This window comes from Mucilaginibacter sp. PAMC 26640 (assembly GCA_001596135.1).
In the GTDB taxonomy this organism is placed as follows: domain Bacteria; phylum Bacteroidota; class Bacteroidia; order Sphingobacteriales; family Sphingobacteriaceae; genus Mucilaginibacter.
This window is the reverse complement of sequence record CP014773.1, coordinates 2048616-2074521: the sequence shown is the minus strand read 5'-3', so window position 1 is coordinate 2074521 and position 25906 is coordinate 2048616. Positions and strand designations below refer to the sequence as shown.

General features: G+C 44.9%; 14 protein-coding genes, 1 tRNA gene and 1 pseudogene. 6 read left to right on the top strand and 10 right to left on the bottom strand.

Features of this window, described 5'->3' with window-relative positions; translation table 11 throughout:
• Positions 1–96 precede the first annotated feature (96 nt).
• The 8 genes and pseudogenes from A0256_08900 to A0256_08865 form a co-directional block, all read right to left on the bottom strand.
• Positions 97–1602: a hypothetical protein gene (locus A0256_08900; GenBank protein AMR31535.1), complete on the bottom strand. Its 1506-nt coding sequence runs from the start codon at positions 1600–1602 to the stop codon at positions 97–99.
• A 2-nt stretch (positions 1603–1604) separates the two neighbouring features.
• Positions 1605–3611 (bottom strand): hypothetical protein, encoded by a 2007-nt coding sequence (locus A0256_08895; GenBank protein ID AMR31534.1) that lies wholly within the window; start codon positions 3609–3611, stop codon positions 1605–1607.
• Positions 3608–4924, bottom strand: coding sequence for a hypothetical protein (locus A0256_08890; GenBank protein AMR31533.1), 1317 nt, complete (start codon positions 4922–4924; stop codon positions 3608–3610). The genes A0256_08895 and A0256_08890 overlap by 4 nt, the downstream gene beginning before the upstream one ends.
• Before the next feature lie 29 nt (positions 4925–4953).
• Positions 4954–6027 carry a hypothetical protein gene (locus A0256_08885; GenBank protein AMR31532.1) on the bottom strand — a complete coding sequence of 358 codons (1074 nt, stop codon included), beginning with the start codon at positions 6025–6027 and terminating at the stop codon, positions 4954–4956.
• A gap of 102 nt (positions 6028–6129) precedes the next feature.
• Positions 6130–6981 (bottom strand): hypothetical protein, encoded by an 852-nt coding sequence (locus tag A0256_08880; GenBank protein AMR31531.1) that lies wholly within the window; start codon positions 6979–6981, stop codon positions 6130–6132.
• 931 nt (positions 6982–7912) lie between these two features.
• A pseudogene (locus tag A0256_08875) lies at positions 7913–8460 on the bottom strand (DNA-binding protein).
• A 39-nt stretch (positions 8461–8499) separates the two neighbouring features.
• Entirely contained in the window at positions 8500–9744 is a 1245-nt protein-coding gene (locus A0256_08870) for a recombinase (protein AMR31530.1), read from the bottom strand.
• Positions 9745–9938: 194 nt separating this feature from the next.
• Positions 9939–10026, bottom strand: a tRNA-Ser gene (locus tag A0256_08865).
• A 438-nt stretch (positions 10027–10464) separates the two neighbouring features.
• Here A0256_08865 and A0256_08860 point away from each other — a divergent pair.
• From A0256_08860 to A0256_08850, 3 genes are read left to right on the top strand one after another with little or no spacing between them, the layout of a single operon-like run.
• Positions 10465–11859, top strand: coding sequence for a transporter (locus A0256_08860; protein AMR31529.1), 1395 nt, complete (start codon positions 10465–10467; stop codon positions 11857–11859).
• 43 nt (positions 11860–11902) lie between these two features.
• The gene (locus A0256_08855; protein AMR31528.1) at positions 11903–15181 is read left to right on the top strand and encodes an acriflavin resistance protein; all 3279 of its coding nucleotides are present in this window, start codon (positions 11903–11905) and stop codon (positions 15179–15181) included.
• A 13-nt stretch (positions 15182–15194) separates the two neighbouring features.
• Complete coding sequence (locus A0256_08850; protein AMR31527.1) at positions 15195–16316, top strand: efflux transporter periplasmic adaptor subunit; 1122 nt, start codon at positions 15195–15197, stop codon at positions 16314–16316.
• Between the two features lie 276 nt (positions 16317–16592).
• Here the strand turns inward: A0256_08850 and A0256_08845 are convergent, their stop codons facing one another.
• On the bottom strand, positions 16593–18212 hold the full coding sequence (locus tag A0256_08845; protein ID AMR31526.1) for a hypothetical protein: 1620 nt from the start codon (positions 18210–18212) through the stop codon (positions 16593–16595).
• A 205-nt stretch (positions 18213–18417) separates the two neighbouring features.
• Between A0256_08845 and A0256_08840 the strand changes: the two genes are divergently transcribed.
• Genes A0256_08840 through A0256_08830 form a run of 3 tightly spaced genes read left to right on the top strand, consistent with a single transcriptional unit; the run spans position 18418 to position 24204 of the window.
• The gene (locus A0256_08840; protein AMR34483.1) at positions 18418–19584 is read left to right on the top strand and encodes an efflux transporter periplasmic adaptor subunit; all 1167 of its coding nucleotides are present in this window, start codon (positions 18418–18420) and stop codon (positions 19582–19584) included.
• 33 nt (positions 19585–19617) lie between these two features.
• Positions 19618–22779 carry a multidrug transporter AcrB gene (locus A0256_08835; GenBank protein AMR31525.1) on the top strand — a complete coding sequence of 1054 codons (3162 nt, stop codon included), beginning with the start codon at positions 19618–19620 and terminating at the stop codon, positions 22777–22779.
• Between the two features lie 18 nt (positions 22780–22797).
• Positions 22798–24204 carry a hypothetical protein gene (locus A0256_08830; protein ID AMR31524.1) on the top strand — a complete coding sequence of 469 codons (1407 nt, stop codon included), beginning with the start codon at positions 22798–22800 and terminating at the stop codon, positions 24202–24204.
• A 409-nt stretch (positions 24205–24613) separates the two neighbouring features.
• Here A0256_08830 and A0256_08825 read toward each other — a convergent pair whose 3' ends face one another.
• Complete coding sequence (locus A0256_08825; protein AMR31523.1) at positions 24614–25819, bottom strand: hypothetical protein; 1206 nt, start codon at positions 25817–25819, stop codon at positions 24614–24616.
• Positions 25820–25906 lie beyond the last annotated feature (87 nt).

Sequence of the window (25906 nt, the reverse complement as noted above, 5' to 3'; positions counted from 1 at the left end):
TCCTACAACGACTTTTACTTAGTCTCTACATGCATAGGTAAGAAATTTCTTATAAGACAATAGAAAATGATCATTGGGGACATTCTCCTTCCTGTTTTATACGCTTATCGTATACTCAATATACAAGTGAGCGATGTCACAATTCTTTGTAAAATCGGCCCATTCTTTCTTTGATAACTGCGTTGGCTTCGATGCCAGTACTTTATCCGGAGGGTAATTTTTATCCGCAGAGAAAAATGTCCTGCCTTTCGATTTAACTTTCAGGCTTTCGACTAACGGAACATAGGGTATACCATTGTACTGATTCTCTTTTTCAGGTACAAAGACCACTAGGTCGTCACTTTTCATCAATTCCAGGCCTAGTTCCTTCAGGGTAGCGTTGTGACTGGCGTGGTGTCCTGCTTTGTAAAAAACCGTACGGTTAAGCAGGGAGGAAACCTTAATCACCTGTTCCGCTCCCCCATTGTTTGTGTTCCACTGGAGATCGTGCCAGCTTAACCAGTTACCAACCTGCGCATCGGCTGGAAATAGCAGTACTTTGCCGCTTTCTATAAATTCCACGGCGAAAGCAAGACTGGTATTGTTGGTATCGCCATCCAGCTGCATAGCCAGTGCCCCTGCAAGATTTAAAAAATCATCATCAATGTTCCGGTATTCTTCTGTAGCTTCAAAATACTCCTTGTAATATGGGTGCTTTTCCGCTTCGGACTTATCAATAATCTTGCTTTGAATAAATGGAGCGGTACCGGAGGTACCGGGATAATCTGTCATCTGCAAAAGATGGTTTACGAAACCAGATAAAGCATTATCCTTCATGCCCAGGTATACCTCCTTCCCAGCACCGGCTGAAGGGTCGCTTTTGTTCAGTAATGCGGACTTAGGCGGCCCGAGGATATAAATGCGGATGCCCGGAAGATTCTTGTCTGTAATAAGGTCTCCCGGATAAAGATATTGCATGGCCGCATCCTTATCAGCAAAGCTTTTAACGTGGTTTATAGCTTTTAATGAATTAACGCTGATCTTGTATTTATCCTTCAACTTGATTCCGCTGGCGGTTTTGGTAACTTCGAGCGACCCGAAAAATGAAGCCACGTCGTCGATCGTCCTGTTGAATGCCTCGTAGGCAGCGAGCGATTCCGTGCCGTTGGCCATTGCCGCGAACGAGGCAGTTTTTTTTGCAAGGGAGTCTTTTAGTTTCTCGTTGGCAACGCCAAGCGCCGTAATCCCCCTGTTGATATGATGACGTATTAGTGTGGCCTCCTTATCATCAGGATTTTCTGTCCATGCCATCCATATTTTTTCTATTTTGAAGCCATCGAACAATTTGGCGTCAGGATGAAAGCCCGATACGTGGTCCCAGTGCTCATGTGTGATCACAAGGATATCGAGTTCAGGCCGGTTGTCACCAGGATTTTTATTAACCCGGGCTGCGATATCATCAACGACATTAGTCAAGGTGATTCCCGGCACCTGGTCATTTAATTTGAGTCCACAGTCAACGACCATGGAAAATGTACACTTCTGCTGGTCAAAAAAACGCACTAGGAAACAATCGCCGAAGCCATGCCTGTACATCCTTATTTTAACTGAATCTGTTTTCATTGTTAATCGTTGGCGTGGTTATGCATAAAAGCGAACGGACCGTCAATGGCTTCCATAGTCGTGTTATCAAAATAAATCGATTGACCGTCCTGTCCGTCTATCAGGTACTTTTGGTACTGGAATTGCAGTTCTATTCTGCGCAGATCATCAATATCCTTTTTGATCGCATATTTCAAACAGAGTGTATCAAGGTCGAAGATCAGCGTACAGCCTCCCCTTATGACCAATCCATTTTCCGGCACTTCCCCTGAAGGGTTGAAATAACCTGCGATAATGAATTCTTCCCCTTTAAAGGTTCCGATTACGCCGCGTTTCTGGATCATCGTTATAATTACATGGTTTACGATTTTACCATCAGGAGCGGCCCTGCTTGCCAGCCAGACGTTACCAATCTGATATTTTGCCACGGTGCTTTTTGAATAAGTAACTCCTTTATCGATGCACTCCTTCTCTGTGGGCGGAAACAGCAAACCTGTAAGCGGGGTGAAATGTACATTACCCGGACCTTTTATAAACTTGGTATTGATTCTTCTGTGGAGACCCATTCTGGTTTTACCACTACCTGCAATATACTGACCGGTAAGTTCATGTATTATTTTCCTATTCGTCTGGTAACCTATATCCTGCCGGAATTCCCGGAGAAAATTGACGAATATTTTTTCAACATTAAGTTCGTCGGAAAACAGGGACGCATCGATATCCGGGAGAGGATTGGCAGGATAACTTAAAGAATCCACCGAAATATTTTTCAGGTCTTTCGGGAATATCCCCCTTTTCTGGAAAGCCTCGATAAATGCAACGCGATAATCGTGTGTATCCTCCGCCACAAAATCGAGATCGGCAGTAATCAGAGCGCGGAGAAATTCGCCGAAAGTGATATCTACGGGCGGACTGTAATCCAGGGCTCTGACACACATCCGTAGCATATGCCCTGCGGTTTTTGCTGCAATATTTGCGAGCTCGTTCACCAAGTCAGGGTGAAGCTCACCTTCCGCAAGAACGCCGCTACCGCCGGATGCGATGCGCAGAATGGGCCGGCTCCGCCTTTTATATATACTTAAAAACGCATTAAAAACGGCAGCGACGAGGATACTTCCACGCTCATGGAAACCCATTTTGTTCTGGTAGTCAAATGAATCCCCTTCGTTTAATTGCCATTGTTTTTTTTCCTTATCATAATGTCCAATAGCATCGCGAAGACTTCCATAACTGCCCAAAGCTTTCCCGAATTCCTGCGCAAGCTGGCCCAACAAGTTCTGGGATTCAAGATCCCCTCTTGTTTTAGCAATCTGGTGACGCAGAACTTCCGGAAAAGTAAAGTGCTGAAACAAGGCGACCAGGTCGGCAAATGCTTCATGAAAAGCCCTCGTATCCGGGTTGCTGGGCTCGATGTAGCGGCGATGCAGGCCATCCAGGATCGCATGGGTCGTTTCATGCGCGATGATATCATGGCTTAGGCAAGTGAAGACGGTTGTCGAAGGAACACCTAAATGTGCTGAGGCGCCCCCCGTGTCGAAATAGCCAAAAAGCAATGCTTTTTTTTCGGGGCTATAATAGGCATTCGCCTGGGTCAGCGCATGCGGGTAAATACGAAGCCGCTCTACAAAATCCGACCTGAGCTGTTCTTTGTCATCGACGTAGAACCTGTCTGACCATTGTATTTTACGGCCCAATGCCTGCTCAAAGTTTTTGATCGTCGTCATGGTGACCGCATACACCATCTGCTGATGGAACTGCGGGTTATTTACATCAGGGCTCAGCCCCTCCTGCAAGACCAGCATATGATCATCCAGGTCTACCGGCGGGTAGAATACCTCCGAGGCCGGATCGTAATCGATGATTTCGACATACTCGCCACGGGGAAAAGATTTCCCTTCAAATTCCTCCAGTGACTCCCATGGGACTTTGTAAACAATAGCATTCACATCAATGGTTTCCAGTTGAAGGCTCAGGCTGGGGTCAAACGCGTAACCGCGAAGTTTTCGATATGGGATGGCCGAGTTGCTCATTTTGCTTGTTTATGAATTGATAATAGCATGGGACAATAAAGTTTAACCTGAAGCTCAGTAAGAGATTCTGCATGAATGATCAGGTATTCTATCTCTCTTTTTTTAAGCGGAGTAAGATTGGTGCCTACGCCCAATGCTAATGACCATTCTTCAGGCCTCAACTTAGCGATTCTATCGTAATCCACGTTTTCTTGCAGCTTCGCTCTGATCTGGTCGCGATACAACGCCGGGTCACTTACCCATAACGCCTCAAGTCCATGGGCTGCCACAACCTCCTTATTTATGTTATTTTCTCCAAGATTGTTTACAAAGCCATCAATGCACCTGCCTAGCTCCCATCCTAACGAGAAATAGGCTATCGGGCGGGTTGACTTATCCGTTTGCTGGTACAGGTTCTTTTGCATTTGAGAAGCTTTGATCCGGTACATAAAAAGCTCGACAGTGCGCAAAAGCAGCCCTATAGTATTCCGGTAGATCTTATCCGCCATAAATCCTCCCCCGGCGTCAGAAACGATGACGATCTCACATGAATAGGAACTCTCTTGCTCTGTCAGCTTCTGAATGCCCTGGTTATCGTAGACGCCGCCATCGATCAGTTGGGGATGCACCCTTTCGGCATCTGCCGGATCGGTATAAAAATCGGGGCTAATTTTCACAGGAGTAAATGCAAAAGGGACACAACTGGACGCGGCAACGGCCCTGGCGACCGGGAGGCCTCCGGCCAAGAAAGTAACGGGCGGTTTACACTCTTTACTATAAAAGGTGTCCCCAATTTTATCACGCGAAAAGGTAAATGGCCTGCCTGTATGCAGGTTGGAAGTGCCGATTGCAATGACCGGCGTGGTCTTAAACATGTCCAGGGTTGCCCCATGATAAAAATATTTATCATAGGCTTTTTCAATCAGTTCACTGACTGGGACCAATTGATATTGGAAACGAAATAGGATAATCAGCAAAACAGTCAGCACCAAGTAGCTCAGCCAGGCAAGCTCAGTAAACGTTAGAGCGACCGCGGCCAGCAGGGAAGCGATGATTAGTGTTCCCGGGATCAAAAAAGCAGGTGAGCATACCGCAAATCCGATCACGCTTTTGACCGACAGGTCAGCTTTGATCTTCTCGTGAAATTCAGGGTACGCTTCTTCACTCAGCATCCAGGCCGCCCCTGTTATAGAACCGCCTGAAATAGTGGAAATTACGTCCACTTCATCCAGGATCCCCAGGTCATTCAGCTTATTTAAGGTGCCCAGGTGAAAAGCGGCTGCGCGGTAACCACCACCTGAAAGAGCGAGACCTAATTTGTGTTTTGGTTCCATAACGTTTTCATTTTAACATGCGTAAATTTTTACCTGGGTCTTGGCACGAGACAAAACGGGAATGACATGGGAAGATGACAGATCGGACAAATCCCCACTTTTGATAGAGTTTTCGCAGGATTGCTTAATAAGTCCAAGAAACTTTGCGGCGTTTTCAAGGCAGAGACACCCTGTTGCAATACCGAATATTCATTTTCAAGATCAGCCTTCCCTTTCGTAAAATTGTCCCTCGCATAATCCTCTATGGAGATTCCTTCCGATACTTTTACTCCCACATACTCCATTTCTTTTCTGAAACCTTCGTCGTCTTTAAACCTGTATTTATAACGGTCTATGACCTCATCAACATCAATATCGCTTTTATACTGTAGGTTTAACCGGACTTGCAGCATTGATGCCATATAATTCTGCAAAGCATCGGCATCAGGGCATTCATACATCCCGATGAGCTCATTCAATTTGTAAGGCATATCCGGTTCGAGTTCCTTATAACCTGTTTTATACTTGTCAATATCACCCTCCAGGTCGCTCGTATTGGGAAACAGGTAACAAAGCGTATCAGCAAGTTTCAGCGCTGTAGCAGGTGTAATGAGCACTTTCCAGCAATAATCAGGAACCCCGATTGTGCCATTGACAATAGAACTTGAATATTCACTCAATATATTACCGCATATGACTTTTACATAAGGAAAATCATCACGAAGTTTCCTTTCCAGGGTTTCAACGGCTTTCCAGTTACCCCTATTTAACCGGGGTTTTTGCGGGGTGACATTGGTGAAGAGAAACGACTCCTTCATTCCCACAGGGTCAAATTGATTGCTCGCCGCACTCATCATATGGCCTTTGTCATATCCTGCTTTCAGGTAGGCCGTTGAAAAGTTGGAGCCGGGTACCTGCGGATCTGCGGCAAAGTGTGTGGGCCTGGGGATCCGGACAGCCGAAGGATCTGTCTTTCTCAGCATGTATACGACCGTAAGCGGAACATGTTTATCAACGGAATATAACACATCATAATTCTGGTGGTTGAGATAGGCTTGCTGCGACTGCGCAAACGCACTCCAATAAAACAAGATCGCTAAAAAAGTTAAAAAGAACTGTTTCATAACTCTACGATTAATGTCAACTACCTAATTTAAATACTTAAGATTCGCCTAGTAGTCCAAGTCAAAAGACTGGTAAAGTATTAGTTGTTCCGAAAGTGAAATCTATTTATCTTTTTCTTTATCAGTATTTGTTCCGGCACCGCCCTGACTATCTGTGTCAGAGAACAATGAAATGCCCACCGCCAGTCCTATCCACGGTTTTCCCTGGTATTTCCAGTCACGGCCCTGACTTCCGGGGATGTGGTCCTTACCGACAAAAAACCCTATCTGAAAATTATTATGGGCGTACAAAACGCCTGCATTTACGGAGAACGCCGCAGCGCTGGCGCCAGCAGGCGAAATGCCGCTTTTCTGACTGAGGCTATCAGTTTTAACATTAGCAATACCGACACCCATCAAATAATTAATAGAATGCTTCACTTTGCCTTTAAGTTGTTGCCGCCATCCGAATACAAATCCGAGATTCAGGCTTTCTTCATAACTAAAAAAACGGCTGCTTCCATTACCCGGTCTTAACTTAATCGGCAAGGTCATTACCCCCCAGGTAAATTCGGTTTTTGTCCCATAATAGGCAATACAGGAACTATTAAAATCCTCCGGGCTCATAGCGAACTCCTTATAATTGGCCCATTTACCTATATAGCCGTTAGGAACGCCAAAATTGTACAGTTCCTCAGCCCGTTTCACACTATCGTACTGCTTCGTATGCATTCTGGCGTCCACATACCGCCAGAAGGTGAGTTTAATATTGTGATCTTTATCGAATCCCGTTACGGTGAATTTGGTACCGCCGCTCGCCCTGAACTTTGCGACCGGGTCAATAGAATTGGTTTTCGTGACCCCGTAAACGTTAACAAAATCAGGAACTATGGTGTACATTTTACCAATGATCGCCTGAGCATAACTGCCAAACGTCGTCATGATCAACACGATGGAGATAATTAATTTGCACATAAGAATTAGCTTAGGTAAAAAAATATAATTAATAGTGTATAATTTATGTCGACATGCACGGGGGGGGGGGGCGTGCATATAGAAAAAACGCTATGATATATTCTTAAAATCCAGATAATCAGGCAACTGTTCAGCCAAAAGACCTGTGTAAGATTCGGTATTGTAAATTTAATATTAAAAAGACAAAACAAATAGCATCATACAAAAAAATAAAAATATTGTCCATTACCGAGAAATTTTCACAGTCTTCGCTCACTCATACTTCACGGAGTGAGGTATGACTCCCATCAAAAACAAACCAAAATATAAACGACAGGTGACGGTTTAACTATAATAATGGGCTTATAACCCTTTAAATAGTCCCTCAAGTATTTTATTATATCGTATTCCCTTTGTTCTTTAGAGATGGACATTGTATGGGTTATTTTTCTGTTAGAATTGGAGTCTTGATAATGAAAATGTAAAAGAACTAAGACATACTGATCAGGCATAAAGGTGATGCTGTCAATAATATATTAAACCATTACAGTTTCCAAGTCGAGGAAGCTCTTAACCATGGTATGCATATCTTGCTACAGTAGTCCATAGGGGAATCGAATCCCTCAAACATATTTTGACTTTATAGGCAAAGGATTGATAAATCGACAATTCGTAGAAATTTGGTGTTTTAAACTAAGTTACTAATGAATATCTTTGATATAGTTCTTTCAATTTTAATCAAAACAAATCAAATTATTAGGTGACCTAATCGGTTACCGAATAATTTTTAGAAACATTGAATTATTGATAATAAGCCATTGCGGAAAAATCAACGGACCTGTCCAAGCTGTACCTTAATATTCAAATATTTAAAAGGACAAAATACTTTGCTTTCTTATATTTCCTTATAGCTCAATAAGTTATTACAAAAAGTTCGATTCGGGGCAGAGACTCAGTAATCATCAGGTTTAAATCCAATTCTTTGTCTACTTTGGTTAGGAGGTTGAGGTGGTCAATTTTTTTGGGTAATTCGTCTAGATAAGCAAACACAATTTCCATATTTTTCCCATGGTTGAGAAGTTCATTCCGTATCTTCTCAATCTCTAACCTGATTTCCGTATTGTCAGCAAGAATTTGACGTATATGCACAAAAATGTGCATTATCTGAATATTCACTTGGATAGCAGCAGGGCTGTTAAGTACACTTGAAAGCATACTGATACCCAACTCTGTAAAGGCCATCGGCGGATATTTAAAATGCTGGCCTTGTTTTAAGGTGCCAAATTGGCTCCTTAAAACTTTATACTCTTCACTTAATAATTCGAACATGAAATCTTCACCTGGAAAACGTTCGATATTCCGTCTGACTTGCCGTTTGAGTTGTTTTGTTTCAATCTCATATAATTCAGCTAAGTCATAATCCAACAATACTTTCTGATTTCGAATAAGGTAAATCTTACTTGAAATTATCTCATTGGGTACCACTACTAACTTTTCCATAATGTTATAATTGAATTGTCATAATTTGTGGTAGCCTTATTAGTTATTTACTACTTTGGTTCCAAAAAAATTAATTTTGTTTTTTAGCAGAGCCATGTCTTCGCTCACTTTAGCATCCAGTATTTTGGCATAATGTTGTGTAGTACGAATGTTTTTATGACCAAGCATCTTAGATACGCTTTCTATGGAAACACCATTAGCCAATGTAACTGATGTGGCGAAGGTATGACGTGCTATATGATAAGTAAGTTCTTTAGAGATACCGCATACATCAGCAATTTCTTTCAAGTAGCTATTCATTTTTTGATTAGATAGGACTGGTAATACCCGATCATTGTGCAGGCATTCCACATTATGTTCATACTTCTTAATAATCTGTAAAGCAATCGGCAATAGGGGTATGCGAGATGATGTATCAGTCTTTTGTCTGTTGGTAAAAATCCATTGTTGCTTGTCTATACCCTTAATAATTTCCGACCTTTTAAGCTTTTTTACATCAGCATAAGCCAGGCCAGTAAAGCAACTGAATAAGAATGTATCCCTGACCTGATTTATCCTGTCGCTGACAAACTGCTTATCCGCAATTAGCTGTATTTCTTCCGAGGTTAAGTACTGCCTGACAACTTCTTTTACCTTTGCTTTGTAATTGATAAATGGATCTTTGTCTAACCAGCTATTCGCTATGCAAATGCGAATGATCTTTTTGAAGTTTTTAATGTATTTAACAGCTGTGTTATTACAGCAATGCCTTTCTGACCGTAAGTAAAAGTCGTACGAAGTGATAAATTCATGATCAACGTCAACAATATCAATATCATTTCTATTATACTGCCATTGCATAAAATCAATAGTATGCTTTAAACTGGTCTCGTAACGTTCTAGTGTTCCAGCAGCATAATCTTTTCCGATAAGGGACTTGATCCGTTTATTATGTTCGTTAAAAATGGAAACGAGCATTTTAGAGCGTTTAATGTCGGTCTTACCTAAAAGTCTATCTCTTAAATTTTCGGCTGTTACTGACACCTTAGTATCTAACATTACTCGATGTTCTTCAAATACTCTTTGTTCAAGGGTTTTGAGGTAATGATTAAATACCCTCGCTTCTTCATTAGTACCAGTCATTTTTTGAGTATCGGGATTCCACCGATCAGGTTTAATGTAGCGGCGAGTAGTAAATTCAACGCGCTCACCGGCAACGGTTAATCTTAGATAAACGGGTGCAGTTCCGTTATTCAGGACTTTGGACTTCTTCAGTGAGAAGTTGATACAGACAGTTCTGATCATCGCTTTAACAATTAAAGGTTAATAAATAAACATTTAGCGTTTTTGCGAGACCTAAAATTACGAGTGTTCAATAGGTCTCGCAAGAGGTCTCGACCAGATTGAGAAGTTTTGCGTTTGGATGCGTTGCCTGTAAACAAAAAACGCCGCAAATCCTATGATTTGAGGCGTTTTTCGAAAACTTGATATACTTAATGCGGAGAGGGAGGGATTCGAACCCTCGATACACTTTTGGCGTATACACACTTTCCAGGCGTGCTCTTTCGACCACTCAGACACCTCTCCAGGCTCTTGTAAGGGCCGCAAAAGTAGCAAATAAAGTTTAGCAAATAAACACTTTGAAAAATCATTACTCAAAACACCGGTTCTTGCCCCCTCTTTGATTTTTATCCCCGCCCGATGAGATTTTGGAATCAACAATAAAAGCAGAGTGTTATCTTTACACTTGGCAGCACAATTATTTGTTTACGTCAACATTATTGAGTGGATGTATTACCCTTAATTGTCAGAGATTTTCAATCATCGGGCAAGTGATAAAAATGTTACACTTTTATCATCATTCAAGTAAATCAAATATGATACGTTTGTGCCATCGTAAATTAAGCGTTTCAACGCATACTAGATTCAGGTAAGGGTGCTTCGCTTTTGGTATCTCACATAAAAGCCTTTATCTTTTGCTAAATACGCCGGCAGCAGCCGGTATTTTTTGTTCATCTAAGATCAATTTTCGTGAAGAATTACTTGCTAAATGTTCTCTTCCTATTTTCCGTTCCCTCTTTAGTGTTTGCGCAACAACCGCTCACCTTAAAACAAGCTATTGAAACTGCGGTAGTCAATTATCCTACCATAAAAGCAAAAACAAATTACGCTGCGGCATCCAAGGCTACCATCAGCCAAACAAAAGCCGAGGTTTTGCCTAATTTAAATTTAAGCGCCCAGCAGGATTACGGTACGGTTAACGGGCAAAACGGCCCGCTTTACGGTTTCGGTGGTTTTGGTGTGGCTTCATCTGGTTTACCTTTACCCAATCAAAACTGGAACGCCGCTTTTGGCTCTTTGTACCTAGCCAACCTTAACTGGGAGTTTTTCACCTTCGGTAGGATAAAAGAACGGATCAAAACGGCACAACAGGTAGCTATCAGGGATCAGAACGATCTGCAACAGGAGATCTTTAACCATAAAGTGAAAGTGGCGGCGGCATACCTCAACCTGCTGGCCGCACAAAAACTTACCGACTCCTATCGTAAAAACCTGGTGCGTGCAGATACTTTTAAACGCATTGTTAAAACCCGCGCGTTAAACGGACTTATTGCGGGTGTGGATTCTTCTCAGGCCGGCGCAGAGGTTTCCGGTGCACGCATTATCCTTACCCGCGCTATTGACCAGGAGCAGCAGCAAAGCAATCAGTTGGCACAGCTGATGGGCGTTGCGCCCGCCCTGTTTAAGCTGGACACTGTTTTTGTATCTCACCTGCCTAAAAATATTGATGCACCCACCGATTCAGCTGTGGCCAGTCACCCAACCTTGCAATACTATCAATCGCGCATTGATGTCAACAACGAGCAGATCAAATACATTAAAAAGTTCGCTTACCCCAGCTTTTCATTTGTGGGCATCCTGCAAACCCGCGGTTCGGGTTTCAGCAACTTATATTCTTCGAACCAAAATGCTTATACCGATAACTATTGGGACGGTACCAAACCTACGCGCAGCAATTATCTGCTGGGTATCGGCATCAGCTGGAATTTAACACAGCCATTCCGCATCTCCAAACAAGCCAGAGCACAGCGCTACATCAGCGAAGGACTAACAGACGAATATGAACTCGCCAACCAGCAGATAAAGGCACAGTTTGCCCTGGCAGATACCAAAACTATTAATGCCCTCAGCAATTACCGCGAGGCCCCTGTTCAGGTAAAGGCAGCATCACAGGCATACCTGCAAAAATCGGTACTGTATAAAAACGGACTTACCAACCTGGTTGATGTTACGCAAGCACAATATGCGCTTATCCGTGCAGAGACCGACCGCGATATTGCCTACACTAATGTATGGCAGGCACTCTTGCTAAAGGCGGCCGCCAAAGGCGATTTTGAGTTATTTAACGGTGCTCTTTAAAATTGCTATTATCCATTTTAACTGTACTTCGAAATAAATATATATGAATTTAATCCGTTTCGCACTACGTAAGCCCATCACCATTATGGTGCTTGTTGCCGCTCTGTTCTTCTTCGGGATAAAGGCGATCACCACCATTAAAATAGATATTTTCCCTAAGCTCGATATGCCGGTGATCTACATATCGCACCCTTTTACAGGCTATACGCCCGAGCAGATGGAATCTTTTTTCGCTAAGCAATACGTGAACATCCTATTGTACACCAACGGTTTAAAAAGTATAGAGACCAAAAATATCCAGGGTTTAACCTTAATGAAACTCAACTTTTACCCTGGCACCAATATGGCGCAGGCTGCGGGTGAGTTAGCATCGTTCACCAACAGGATCCAGGCCGTGTTCCCGCCCGGTTCCAATCCTCCTTTTATAATTCGGTTTGATGCCTCTACCCTGCCCGTGGGACAACTCGTATTAAGCAGCCCTACCCGCAGCAATAACGAATTGGCTGATTTAGCGAACGTATATGTTAGGTCGTCCTTCACGTCAATTCACGGTTTGGTTGCACCACCACCTTTTGGCGGTAATATCCGTACCATTGTTATCAAGGCAGACCCAGAGTTGCTGCGCTCGCATAACATGACACCCGATCAATTGGTGGAAGCTCTGAAGCTGAATAACCAAACCACCCCCTCGGGTAATGTGCGCATCGGTGATAAAAACTATATCACACCTACTAACACTACCATTAACACCGTAAAAGATTTTGAGAACATTCCCCTTTTTAAAGGCGGTGTGCAGGGGCTGTATCTCCGCGATGTAGCTACCGTTGCTGATGCGGCAGACGTTACCGCAGGTTATGCACTGGTTAACGGGAAGCGTTCGGTTTACCTCAGCGTTGCCAAAAGTGCCGATGCCTCTACCTGGGAAGTGGTGCAGAATTTAAAAGCATCCATCCCCAAAATTCAGGCATTGCTGCCGCCGGATGTGAAGGTAAGCTATGAGTTTGATCAATCGGTATATGTGATGAACTCGGTAAAAAGCTTAATAACCGAGGGTGCTATCGGCGCGATACTTACCGGGCTGATGGTTCTTTTGTTTTTGGGCGATGCACGGGGCGCGCTTATCGTGATCCTAACCATCCCTACCTCTATTATCTCGGGCGTATTGTTCCTTAGCCTGTTTGGCCAAACCATCAATATCATGACCTTGAGCGGCCTTGCACTGGCCATTGGCATCCTGGTGGATGAAAGTACGGTTACTATTGAAAATATTCACCAGCATTTTGATATGGGTAAACCCAAGGCCCTCGCCATTTGGGATGCCTGTAAGGAAATCGCCTTCCCTAAATTACTCATCCTGTTTTGTATCCTGGCGGTATTTGCCCCCGCATTTACTATGGGCGGCATCCCCGGTTCGTTATTCTTACCGCTGGCGCTGGCTATTGGTTTCAGTATGATCGTGTCTTACTTTTTAGCGCAAACCTTCGTGCCGATCATGGCAAACTGGATGATGAAAAATAAACATCATCACGCAGCGGATGGCCACCAATTAAGTGATAGCGAAGAACTTGCCCTTTCTGGAATTGATGACACCTGTCGCCGCGCGCAATTGAATCAAAAACAATTAGCAGCTGCCACGGCAGACCGCAACCATAACGGCAAAGTGGGCGCCTTTGAGCGGATGCGGATGCGCTACCTTAAATTTATCGACCGGATGATGCCTTTCCGCAAGGTTATTGTACTGGGTTACGTAGTGGTGATCTGCGGACTGGCATTTTTGCTGATGCAAACCATTGGCCGGGATGTATTGCCTAAAGTTAACGGCAGCCAGTTCCAGGTACGCTTACGAGCACCCGAAGGTACCCGCATAGAGCAAACCGAAACACGCACTTTTAAAGCGATCAACATCATTAAAGAGTTGGTTGGCCCCGAGAATGTATCCATCACATCGGCTTATGTTGGTACGCATCCCTCGCTGTTTTCTACCAGTCCTATTTATTTATGGATGGCAGGGCCACAGGAGGCCGTGATCCAGGTGGCTTTTAAAGAAGATTTTAAAACCAATCTGGATGAACTGAAGGAACGCATCAGGGCGGCGTATGCAAAGCAGCTCCCGGATATTAAATCATCCTTTGAGCCTATCGAGCTTACCGACAAGATCTTGAGCCAGGGTTCACCTACCCCTATTGAAGTGCGCTTCTCCGGCAGAGATAAAAGACTGAGCGAAGCCTACGCTAACAAGTTAATCAACAAACTCAATCAAATTAAATATCTGCGCGATGTACAGTTGGGGCAAAGCACCAAGTACCCATCCATCAATATCAATATTGACCGGACCAGGGCATCTCAGGTTGGGGTGGATATCAATGATATATCCCGCTCCCTTATTGCTTCAACTTCTTCATCACGCTATACCGATAAGAACATCTGGATAGATCATAAAACGAACAACAGTTACAGCGTGCAGGTGCAGATCCCGGAAAGCAAAATGGCCAGTATCTCCGAGATCAGCGAAATTCCACTATTGAAAAACACTTCGCGTCCTGTACTAGGAGATATCGCCGAGATCCATCCCGGCAGTACTTATGGGGAAACCGATAACCTGGGCGCTTTGCCAATGTTAACGGTTACCGCCAACCTCAATAACCAGGATTTAGGAACAGCAGCTAAAGACGTGCGCGTGGCTATTGCCTCCCTGGGCGAACTTCCCCGCGGCTTAAACGTAAACCTGATAGGCCTGAGCGATACGCTAACAGAAACCATGGATAGCCTCGAAAGCGGCCTGGGTATTGCCATCATCGTTATCTTCTTAATGCTTGCAGCAAACTTCCAGTCGTTTAAAGTTTCGGGCATTGTACTGGCGACGGTACCTGCTGTAATATTGGGTTCGTTAACACTGTTGATGCTGGCGGGGTCGACGCTTAATTTGCAATCATACATGGGGATGATCATGTCTGTAGGGGTTTCCATCTCCAATGCCGTGCTGCTCATTACCAACGCCGAGGAATTGCGCCTGGTAAACGGTGATGCAATGGCATCGGCCCGTGAGGCGGCGTCTTTAAGGCTACGCCCGATTGTGATGACCGCTCTGGCAATGGTTGTGGGGATGATCCCAATGGCAAGCGGCCTGGGTGAAGCCGGCGACCAGTCTTCGCCGCTTGGCCGTGCTGTAATTGGCGGGCTAATTGCATCAACGTTTGCGGCTTTGTTTATCCTGCCGCTGGTATTTGCGTGGGGACAAGGTAAAACCAGCATACAAAGTGTTTCTCTTGATCCGGAGGATGAAGAAAGCATCCATTTTACTAAACTTGACTACAAATCATAAGATCCATATAACCATGCATACCCGTAAAGTCGTTTTTATTTCTGCATCCATAATAGCAGCAGGCATGTTACTCATGCAATGTAAATCGCCGGAGAAAAAAACTGCGGCTGCAGACAGCGCCGCCACTGCCGAACCCGCAATGGAAGCGCTATCATTAAGCAAAAGCGCTATGCTCTCCAATATCAAGATCCCCGGCGAACTAGTGGCCTATCAACAGGTAGATCTTTATGCCAAGGTAAGCAGCTTTGTTAAGAAAATACATGTTGATGTAGGCAGCGTTGTAAGTGCTGGGCAGCTTTTAGCTAGTATGGAGGCCCCGGAAATAGGCTCGCAGATAAATGGAGCGCAATCGCGCCTGAAGGCACAACAAGCTACCTACATAGCCAGCAAAGCCACCTACAACCGTTTGCTGGAAACCAGCAAAACCCCGGGGACGGTATCACAAAACGACCTTGATCTCGCGCTGGCTAAACAAAATTCAGATTACGCGCAATTTCAATCGGCGCAGGCGGCGGTGAGGGAAGTGAGCGCAAGCAATAATTACCTGGAGATCCGCGCACCTTTCTCCGGCATCATCACCGCACGTAACGTAAGCCAGGGAGCGTATGTTGGCCCCTCCGGCAAAGGATCAGAAGCGCCTTTGTTTACCCTGCAGCAACAGGATAAGCTGCGTTTGGTAGTAAGCGTACCCGAGGCCTATACCGGTTACATGGATGATAAAAGCGTAGTGAATTTTACGGTAAGGAGTTTGCCAAACAATACCTTTAAAGCCAAAGTAGCCAGGCTTGCCGGGGCTTTAGATAGCCGCCTGCGTGCCCAGCGTACTGAAATGGATGTGATCAACACCGGGAAAAACCTGTTGCCGGGTATGGTGGCCGAGGTGGAAATTCCGCTGAGCGACAAAGTGAACAACTTTGTGGTTCCGTCAAATGCCATCCTCAATTCAACCCAGGGCACCTATGTGATTAAACTGAGCCGTGATTCTTCTAATTGGATCCCGATTAAAACCGGCCGAAATACCGATGGCAAAACCGAGATCTTCGGCGCGCTGGCTGTATCAGATACGCTGGCCCTGACTGCTACCGAAGAGATCAGGGATAAATCGCCGTTAAAAGTTAAGGTGGCGATAAAATAACGAATACTTTATTGTAAAAAAGGCCTGCTAATCAATGGATTGCAGGCCTTTTTTTTGTGATATGCTAATGAGGTAAAGCCTCTGAATAATAATCTACCTGTCAGGCAGTATTTGAAAAGCTCATCTGAATATCCATATTACTCCAATATTGGCTTTGCCCAGATGAAATTTGCACATAACATTTCTTAAGCGGATAGGGTGATGCTCTGAAATATCGGTCCTAAGTTTTAATAATTTAAAGCTATCATAATAGTAGTAACTTACAGCTCATTAACCCTACTTCTCGGCCACCAGCGCATCGGCCAGCTTACTATCCAGCTGATAAATATCCTTTCGGAAATTTAAGCGGTTTGCCCTATCGGTAAAGGCGGTGAAATAGGCCAGGAAAACCGGAACTTTGTTTTTCAGGGTAACATATTGCTCTTTACCGGCGTGCATAGCAGTGCTGATCTTTTTAGGATCCCATTTAGTGCTATCGGCCAAAAGAAATTCGGCTAGTTTTGCAGGCTTACCCACCCGGATACAGCCGTGACTAAACGCACGGGCATTTTCCCCAAATAACGATTTGGACGGTGTATCATGCAGGTAAATATTGTAGCTGTTTGGGAAGAGAAATTTCACCAGCCCCAGCGAATTGGCCGTACCCGGTTTTTGACGAACTACCGGCAAGCCGTCTTCTTTACCCGTTATCTCCATGCGGTGTTCGGTCAAATAGCTGCTGTTCCGTTTAATTCCCGGCAAAACTTCATTGCGCACAATGCTTTGCGGCACATTCCAGTACGGACTAAAAACAACGTACTTAACCTGTCCGGAAAAGATAGTTGTGGGGTGGGTGGTTTGCCCTACAACCACATTACAGCTCCATAACAGGCTATCGGCATGATAAACATGCAACTGAAACTCCGGAATATTTACGGCCAGATAGTCACCACCAATAGTTACCGGCAGCCAACGGCTGCGCTCCATATTTACAAGAATTTGGATGATGCGTTTTTTTAACGGCACATTCAATGCCGCAACCGTTGGCGCATCAATACTTCCTTTGGCCGCCAGTCCGTTTCGCTCCTGGAAACTTTTTACACCCTGTACCAATTCGTCATTAAAACTATTGCTCAGGGTATCTCCCCTATAATCTTCCAGCTGATACAGGCGCTTTTTAAATAACAACACGGCAGCAGAGCTATCCCCCTTTTTAAGCTTCAGCAACGGCAGGTTTTCCCAATTGGCTTTCGCATCCAATGCCTGGTATTTCTTCAGGTAGCCTTTTAGCAGCTCATATTGGCGGTAAACAGGTTCGTTTGCCGATTTACCGGCGGGGGTCTTAAGCAGGCTATCCAGGTACTGTTGGTAGTTAAGTTTTTTACGGGGTACATTCCAGCCGCTTGCTTTACTCACGGATGGGTCCTGCCCTTCATAAACTATTTTGGCGAAAGCAAAATACTGGGCGGTCAGCATAACCTCCAGGTCAACATCAGGTGCCTTTTTCGCGGCTTTACCGTCCTGCCCGTGCAAAAGCGAATCCAGTCCTTTTTGATAAGGGATCTGCTTGTAGATACCGTCGTTTTCCAGATTCATTACCCGGTTGGCAAGGTTGCCTGCCTGTTCTATCACCTGCCCTTTCTCAAACCAGGCATAGGCAAATTTACGGTCGCGGTAAAAATCTTTTACCTGGATATTGTAGGCTTTGAGTTCAGGATAATGCGCAAAGAAAGTATCAACCAGGTTACTATCAAGTTTCAGATCCATCTGTTTACTAAAACTGCCGGGTATGGTGCTATCCCATTGTTTCTTAGCTTTTTTAGGAGGGGCTTTTTTCTTTTCCTGTGTACAAGCCGCAAAAAATAAAAGCTGGAGAAGGATAACGAAGGTAGTTGAACGGACAAGGATGGGCTTCATCTGATTTTTGTTAGTCCCTAAGATAGCATTTTAGTCGGCTTAGGGATTGATATGCTGATATTGTTACAAAAACATCAATATATTGTTTGCCGAAAGAATATTTTCCTTGAAAATAAATACCGAATTTAGCCACGCAACAAATTTAGCTGCAATAGTATACATCATGACTGTTCCTTATCTAAACCATACCCTGCCACTTGCCAAAATCAGGCGAAAATTCTTTATACCAACAATTATTTTTGTATCGGCTACACTCGTTACATCCTGTGGCGAAAATAAGCAACAGCCAGATGCCGCGGGGCAGGGTGAAGCTTTAAGCTATAAAGTTTTAACGCTGCAGCCCCATAATGCTACACTGAATGTAGATTATCCGGCAAGCATCCAGGGACAGCAAAATATCGAAATCCGCCCCAAAGTAGATGGTTATGTAGCTAAAATTTTTGTGGATGAAGGAACGATAGTAACTAAAGGGCAACTCCTTTTTAAAATCGATGCGCCACAATACGAACAAGAAGTGCGCACCGCAGAGGCGGGCATCAAAACAGCCGAGGCCGACCTGGCGCTTGCGAAGATGCAGGTAAGCAAAGTTAAACCACTTGTCGAAAAAGATATCATCAGCAAATTTGAGTTGGAATCGGCCCAGTATGCGCAGCAAAGTAAAGCGGCAGCTTTGGCACAAGCCAAAGCAACGCTGGTAAACGCGCGGGTGAACCTTGGCTACACCACTATCACCAGCCCGGTAAATGGCGTTATCGGCTCGCTGCCTTACAAACTTGGCAGCCTGGTGAACAGCAATACTACCGACCCGCTAACAACGGTTTACAACACGGCCAACGTTTACGCCTACTTTGCTATCAACGAAAAGCAACTGCTTGATTTTAGCCGCGACAGCACCGGTTCTGGTTCACTGAAGGCCAGGATCGGCAAATTACCAAATGTATCACTGGTACTTTCTGATGGCACCATCTATGACCACACCGGCCGGGTAGAAACCGTTAACGGCCTCATTAATACCGCAACTGGTGCCGCCAATGTACGGGCCGATTTTGCTAACCCGAGAGGGTTGATCCGCAGCGGAAGCAGCGCCGGCGTGCGCATCCCGAACCTGGTAAAACAGACTATCCTTGTACCGCAAAGTGCTACTTATGAATTACAGGATAAACGCTTCGTATACGTAGTTGGGGCTCAGAATAAAGTAAAGAGTACTGCTATCAAAGTGATGGACAATACGGCAGGCCAGTTCTACGTGGTTACCGGCGGATTGAAAACGGGAGATAAGATCGTACTGGAAAGCTCCGGCAATATTAAAGATGGTACCGTTATTAAACCAGAAGCCGCTAACGATGCTACCGTGTATCGTGAATTAAAATAACGGCATTATCCCACCAAATTACACCCAGGCAACATGCTTAAGAAATTTATTGAACGGCCCGTATTATCTACGGTTATATCAGTTTTATTGGTGATACTGGGCGTATTGGGCCTCATCAATTTGCCTATTTCGCAATACCCGGATATTGCACCGCCTACCGTACAGGTACAGGCCTCATACAGCGGTGCTAATGCCGATGTGGTATTGAAAAGCGTGATCATCCCTATGGAAGAGCAGATCAATGGGGTGGAGAACATGACTTACATGACCTCCAGTGCAAGTAACGATGGCTCTGCTTCAATCACTGTATATTTCAAGGTGGGCACCAATCCCGACCTGGCCGCTGTGAACGTACAAAACCGCGTATCGCGGGCTACCAGCCTGCTGCCATTGGTAGTAACCCAGGCAGGGGTGTCGGTAGCTAAGAGCCAAAGCAGTAACCTGCTTATTTTTTCGCTTTCCAGTGAAGACAAAACTTACGATGAGACATTTCTGCAGAACTATACCAAAATCAACCTGATCCCGCAGATACAACGCGTAACCGGCGTTGGCCAGGCGCAGGTTTTTGGTTCGAAGGATTATTCGATGAGGATCTGGCTGAAACCGGATGTAATGTCGCGCTATGGTTTGGTACCAGATGATATAACAGAAGCACTCAACGAACAGAACGTGGAGGCCGCCCCCGGTAAGTTTGGCGAAAACAGTCATGAACCCTTTCAATATGTAATAAGGTACAAAGGCAGGCTGCAAACGGCCAAGGAATTTGGCGATATCATCATCAAATCGGTAGGCAACGGGCAACTGCTCCGCCTTGATGATATAGCCCGTTTAGAACTTGGCGCATTGGATTACTCCTTTGTAGAACAAACAAACGGGCACGAATCCGTAGGTGTGGCCATAAGCCAAACAGCAGGGTCAAACGCCAGGGACGTGATCAATCAAACCAAAAAAATCCTGGACGAAGCCTCAGAAAAATTCCCGAAAGGAATTAAAATCACTTACCTGGTAGATGCTAATAACTTCCTGGATGCTTCAATTGAAAAAGTGATCAGCACGCTGATCGAAGCGTTTATACTGGTTTTCATCGTGGTGTTTATCTTCCTGCAGGATTTCCGGTCTACGCTGATCCCGGCTATAGCGGTGCCGGTAGCTATTGTGGGTACCTTCTTCTTTTTAAACCTGTTTGGCTTCACCATCAATTTGCTTACGCTTTTTGCCCTGGTGCTGGCCATCGGTATTGTGGTGGATGATGCCATTGTGGTAGTTGAAGCCGTGCACGCCAAGCTGGATCAGGGCTACAAATCAGCGCGTAGAGCATCGGTTGATGCGATGAACGAGATCTCGGGCGCTATCGTTTCTATTACGCTGGTAATGTCGGCCGTATTTTTACCGGTAACCTTTATCAGCGGCTCAACCGGGGTATTTTACAAACAGTTTGGTATAACGCTGGCAGTGGCTATCATCTTATCAGCAGTAAATGCCCTTACGCTAAGCCCGGCATTATGCGCATTGTTTTTAAAACCGCACGAAAAAGGCAGCAAGAAACATGGTTTCATCAACCGTTTTTATGTGGCCTTCAATACTTCGTTTGATACAGTTACCGGAAAGTATAAGAAATCGGTTAACTTTTTGGCGCAAAAAAAGTGGATAGCGATGACAGCCGTAGCGGTATTTTCGGCACTGTTTATTTACCTGGCTAAAACTACGCCATCCAGCTTTGTACCCAATGAGGACCAGGGGACAGTTTTTGCAGCTATCAGCCTGCCTCCTGCTTCATCAATGGAACGCACAACAGCGGTTGCCACTACTATCGACAGCATTGGCCACACCATCCCCGAAGTAGAAAATTCTTTAAAGCTGGTTGGTTTTAACTTCCTGGCAGGCTCGGGCAGTGCCTATGCCATGGTGATATTAAAACTAAAAAACTGGGATGAGCGTAAGGCAAAGGAACAAAGCCTGCAAAATATCATCGCAACGCTTTTTAAAAAGACAGCCAATATGCGCGAAGCGAGCGTATTTTACTTCTCGCCACCAACCTTACAAGGTTTTGGTAACAGTGATGGTTTTTCGTTCGAGATACAGGATAAAGGCGGGCACAGCATTGAAGAATTATACAAGGTAAGCAACCGTTTCCAGGCAGCACTGCAAAACCGAAAGGAGATCCAGAGTTTAAACTCGTCCTTTAATCCTAATTTCCCGCAGTTCCAGGTGGATGTTAATGTGGCTAAATGTAAAGAAGCGGGCGTTACGGTAACCTCGGTTTTGAATACCCTGCAGGGTTATTATGGCGGATTATATGCCTCCAACTTTAACCAATTTGGCAAGCAGTACCGGGTAATGGTACAGGCAGATTATGATTACCGCGCCAATGAAACGGGTCTGAGCAAAATCTTCGTTCGCACCAGCACAGGCGTTATGGCACCTATCACTACCTTCATCAGCCTTAAAAAAGTATTCGGTCCGGAATCGCTGTCGAGGTTCAACTTGTTTACGGCCATCTCTGTTTCCGGCTCGCCGAAACCGGGTTACAGTACAGGTGATGCCATTAAAGTGATTAAAGAAGTTGCCGCACAGCAACTGCCTGCTGGTTATGATTTTGAATTTTCGGGCCTAACACGCGAGGAATTGAGCACAGGGCAGCAATCCGTATATATATTTATCCTTTGCCTCGTTTTTGTTTACTTTTTGTTGAGTGCCCAGTATGAGAGCTACCTGCTGCCCTTTGCAGTATTGCTTTCCTTGCCTGTGGGTTTGGCGGGCACCTACCTGTTTGCGCAAATCTTCAATGTAGGCAGCAATATCTATTTGCAGATCTCGCTCATCATGCTTATCGGCTTATTAGCCAAAAACGCCATCCTGATTGTGGAATTTGCGCTGGAACGCCGCCGGGCAGGTATGGATTTGATCCCTGCCGCTATTGCCGGTGCCGAAGCTCGTTTTCGCCCGATCCTCATGACCTCCTTTGCGTTTATATTCGGGATCATGCCACTCATGTTTTCTACGGGGGCGGGTGCAAATGGTAATAGATCCATTGGTGCAGGTGCAGTGGGTGGCATGTTGGTAGGTACCATCTTCGGGGTATTCATCATCCCGGTGCTGTTTATCATTTTCCAGCATCTACAGGAAAAAGTTGGCCGAAATAAAGAACATGACAACGATGATGACGAGGTGATTACCACTACCCCTGCGCATTAAATAAATGAAAAGCATAAAATGAACAGATCCATAACCAGATATATTTGCCTGCTTACCCTTGCAATAGTTGCGTCTTCTTCCTGTAAGATCGGGAAAAAATACCAGTCGCCTGATCTGGCTACTGCAGGTCTTTACCGCGATCAGACAGGTACCGACAGTGCTACACTGGCCACCATGCCATGGCAAAGCCTTTTTACAGATAATGCTTTGAAAGCTTTGATCCAGGAAGGAATCAATAACAACCTCAACCTGAAATCTGCCGTGCAGCGCATCTTGGCAGCGCAAGCAACTTTACAGCAGAGCAAAGCCGCTTTTTACCCAAGCTTGAGCGCTAACGCAGGCGTTACCCGGTCAAAACAATCTGTAGCGGGTTTAAACTTCCCCACGGGTACTGGTTTTAATACCCTTACGACGACCTTTCAGGGCAGTTTAAGCGCTTCTTGGGAAGCTGACGTTTGGGGCAAACTAAGCAGTACGAAGCGGTCTGCAATAGCTAACTATTTGCAAAGCGATGCTGCCAAACGTGCCGTACAAACGCAACTGATCGCAGATATTGCCAACAATTACTTTTTACTGCTCACCTTAGACAGGCAGCTGGAGATCACACAGCAAACGCTAAAAAACAGGATAAAGGACGTGGAAACCATGAAGCAGCTGAAACAAGGTGCAGTGGTTACCGGCGCCGCGGTAGTACAAAGCGAGGCCAACCGCTACGCCGCTGAGGTTGCCATTCCAGACCTGAAACGCAGTATCCGCGAAACGGAAAATGCGTTGGATATCCTGCTATCCCGGCCGCCGGGGCCGGTTAGTCGCGGTTCTCTGGCCGATCAAAAGCTAACTACTGATCTGCAAACCGGTTTCCCTGCACAACTACTGGTAAACCGCCCGGACGTGCAGCAAAGCGAATTTGCATTCCGGTCGGCATTTGAAAACACCAATGTAGCCCGCACTTACTTTTATCCGCAGTTTACCATTACGGCGCAGGGTGGCTTATCCAGTTTGCAATTAAGGGACTTTTTCAGCAACTCGATTTTTTACAATATTGTAGGCGGGCTTACGCAACCTATATTTAACCAGGGCCTAAATAAGGCACGTTTACGCAACGCACAGGCTACCCAGCAACAAGCGCTGAATAATTTCCAGCAAACTTTACTGGTGGCCGGGCAGGAAGTATCAAATGCACTGTACGCGCATCAAACCGCCTTTGAAAAGGAAGATGCCCGGGCAAAGCAGATTGAAGCCCTTCAAAAATCGGTGGAATTTACGCAAGAGCTGTTGCGCTACAGCTCAGCAACCAACTATACCGATGTACTGACATCCGAACAAAATTTACTTTCGGCACAGCTGAGCGGGGTTAACGATAAATTGCAGGAATTGCAGGCTATTGTAAACCTGTACCGCGCTTTAGGCGGCGGATGGAGATAGCATACACACGCCGGGATTTAGCAATTACGCGGCATTTTACAGGGTTGACACTGCTTGACACAACCGAAATGTTAACCTTTCAAATCTTTGCGCGTGAGATACTGAAATAAATTCAGCACGACGGCGGGGTGGTGAGTGCCGTCGTCCCGAACTTGTTTCGGGATCTCACGGGACAATTCAACACCAAGCGGCTACCTCGCGCGTGAGATGCTGAAATAAATTCAGCACGACGGCGGGGTGGTGAGTGCCGTCGTCCCGAACTTGTTTCGGGATCTTACGGGACAATTCTACGAGATGCGGCTACCTTGCGCGTGAGATGCTGAAATAAATTCAGCACGACGGCAGGGTGGTGAGTGCCGTCGTCCCAATATTGTTTCGGGTTAACCCTCACTATCTGCGCGGCTGGCAGCTACCTAGCGGGAGGAGCATATTGGTAAACTACCCGGTACGGCACGTTTTTAAGTTTTGCAGATAGCTCACCAATTTTCAGGTCCTTTACCTGTGGTGTTGGTTCGCATACCGTGTAGGCAGCACCCTTATACATAATGGGCTTACCTACAGGCTTGCTAAACTGCACCGCCATAGTAATATGGGTTGGATACAGTAAGGCAATCATTGGCAGGTTGTAAATCTCCTTTACCAAATAAAAGAACAATGCAGCGCGGTCATCACAGTCGCTATACTTTGCGGCTAAGGTTCCCTCGGGAGAAAGGCGCTTCTCTGTACCATAGTTCTCCTCATCATCTTCATATAAAAAGGCATAGCGTGTAAAGCGCATCAGGTAATCCACGCCTTGTTTCTGGCGCATGCCGGCGGTATTATTCCGCAACAGTGGAATGAGCGAACTATAGGTTTCTTTGCTTAAAGGGATATTAAAATAGGTCTCGAAATCAACACCCGGATAATTCATAAAAATTTTATCTACCTGTGGGTTCAGCTTGATATTAAAATAGTAAACCTTATGATGATATGTAAACTGAATCTCCTTATCCTGGTAGTCTTCTGCCTTAAAATCGGGCATGCGGGTTATTTTATAAGAAAAAGGCTTTTTGGCATTTTTAATGTTGATAACAATTGGTACAGGTGGATCCCGGTTGAGATCTGCTTTTGCATAATCATGATAATTGAGACACATGTATTTTTTCCCATCGACGGCAAAAGACGGGATATCGGCAATGTCTTCATCGTTCAGCACATAAAAAATCACTTTGCTGCTGGTTAGCGCCAGTCGTGCATCATAGCCGGATTGTGCCAGCAAGAACCATTTGTACATGGTATAGCGGGCATAGTTATCCGCTTTCGGACTGATCTGTTCGGCGGTTTTACGGATTAACTGATAGTAGAGCCAGTCGTTTAATTTATTCCTTTTTTTAAAAGCCAATAACGAATCAATTATCGGGTGATAATTGCCAGACTCCATTTTTTGATAAAATAAAGTAATATCCTGTTTGGATAATCGCGACGGTATATCTGTTTTCAACGAGCTCGCTATTTCGCTATTAAAGGTGACACCGTAAAATTCAAAACAGATCCGCTGGCTATTGTCCTGCGCATAAACAGGGGCGCTGGCTATAACCGTAAGGCTAAGGATCAAATGTTTTATAAACCGGTGCATTGGAAATTTTGGTAGTATAAATTTACAAATAGTTTACCTTTATCCTAACATTAAGTTTTTGTTAAAATATCTAGAGGATCATTCGAA

What these genes read in the sequence shown, in the direction of transcription:
- A0256_08880 (AMR31531.1), bottom strand. Translation starts at nt 6,981, where the DNA reads ATGTGCAAATTAATTATCTCCATCGTGTTGATCATGACGACGTTTGGC.
- A0256_08845 (AMR31526.1), bottom strand. Translation starts at nt 18,212, where the DNA reads ATGAAGCCCATCCTTGTCCGTTCAACTACCTTCGTTATCCTTCTCCAG.
- A0256_08895 (AMR31534.1), bottom strand. Translation starts at nt 3,611, where the DNA reads ATGAGCAACTCGGCCATCCCATATCGAAAACTTCGCGGTTACGCGTTT.
- A0256_08900 (AMR31535.1), bottom strand. Translation starts at nt 1,602, where the DNA reads ATGAAAACAGATTCAGTTAAAATAAGGATGTACAGGCATGGCTTCGGC.
- A0256_08835 (AMR31525.1), top strand. Translation starts at nt 19,618, where the DNA reads ATGCTTAAGAAATTTATTGAACGGCCCGTATTATCTACGGTTATATCA.
- A0256_08830 (AMR31524.1), top strand. Translation starts at nt 22,798, where the DNA reads ATGAACAGATCCATAACCAGATATATTTGCCTGCTTACCCTTGCAATA.
- A0256_08870 (AMR31530.1), bottom strand. Translation starts at nt 9,744, where the DNA reads ATGATCAGAACTGTCTGTATCAACTTCTCACTGAAGAAGTCCAAAGTC.
- A0256_08890 (AMR31533.1), bottom strand. Translation starts at nt 4,924, where the DNA reads ATGGAACCAAAACACAAATTAGGTCTCGCTCTTTCAGGTGGTGGTTAC.
- A0256_08825 (AMR31523.1), bottom strand. Translation starts at nt 25,819, where the DNA reads ATGCACCGGTTTATAAAACATTTGATCCTTAGCCTTACGGTTATAGCC.
- A0256_08855 (AMR31528.1), top strand. Translation starts at nt 11,903, where the DNA reads ATGAATTTAATCCGTTTCGCACTACGTAAGCCCATCACCATTATGGTG.
- A0256_08885 (AMR31532.1), bottom strand. Translation starts at nt 6,027, where the DNA reads ATGAAACAGTTCTTTTTAACTTTTTTAGCGATCTTGTTTTATTGGAGT.
- A0256_08850 (AMR31527.1), top strand. Translation starts at nt 15,195, where the DNA reads ATGCATACCCGTAAAGTCGTTTTTATTTCTGCATCCATAATAGCAGCA.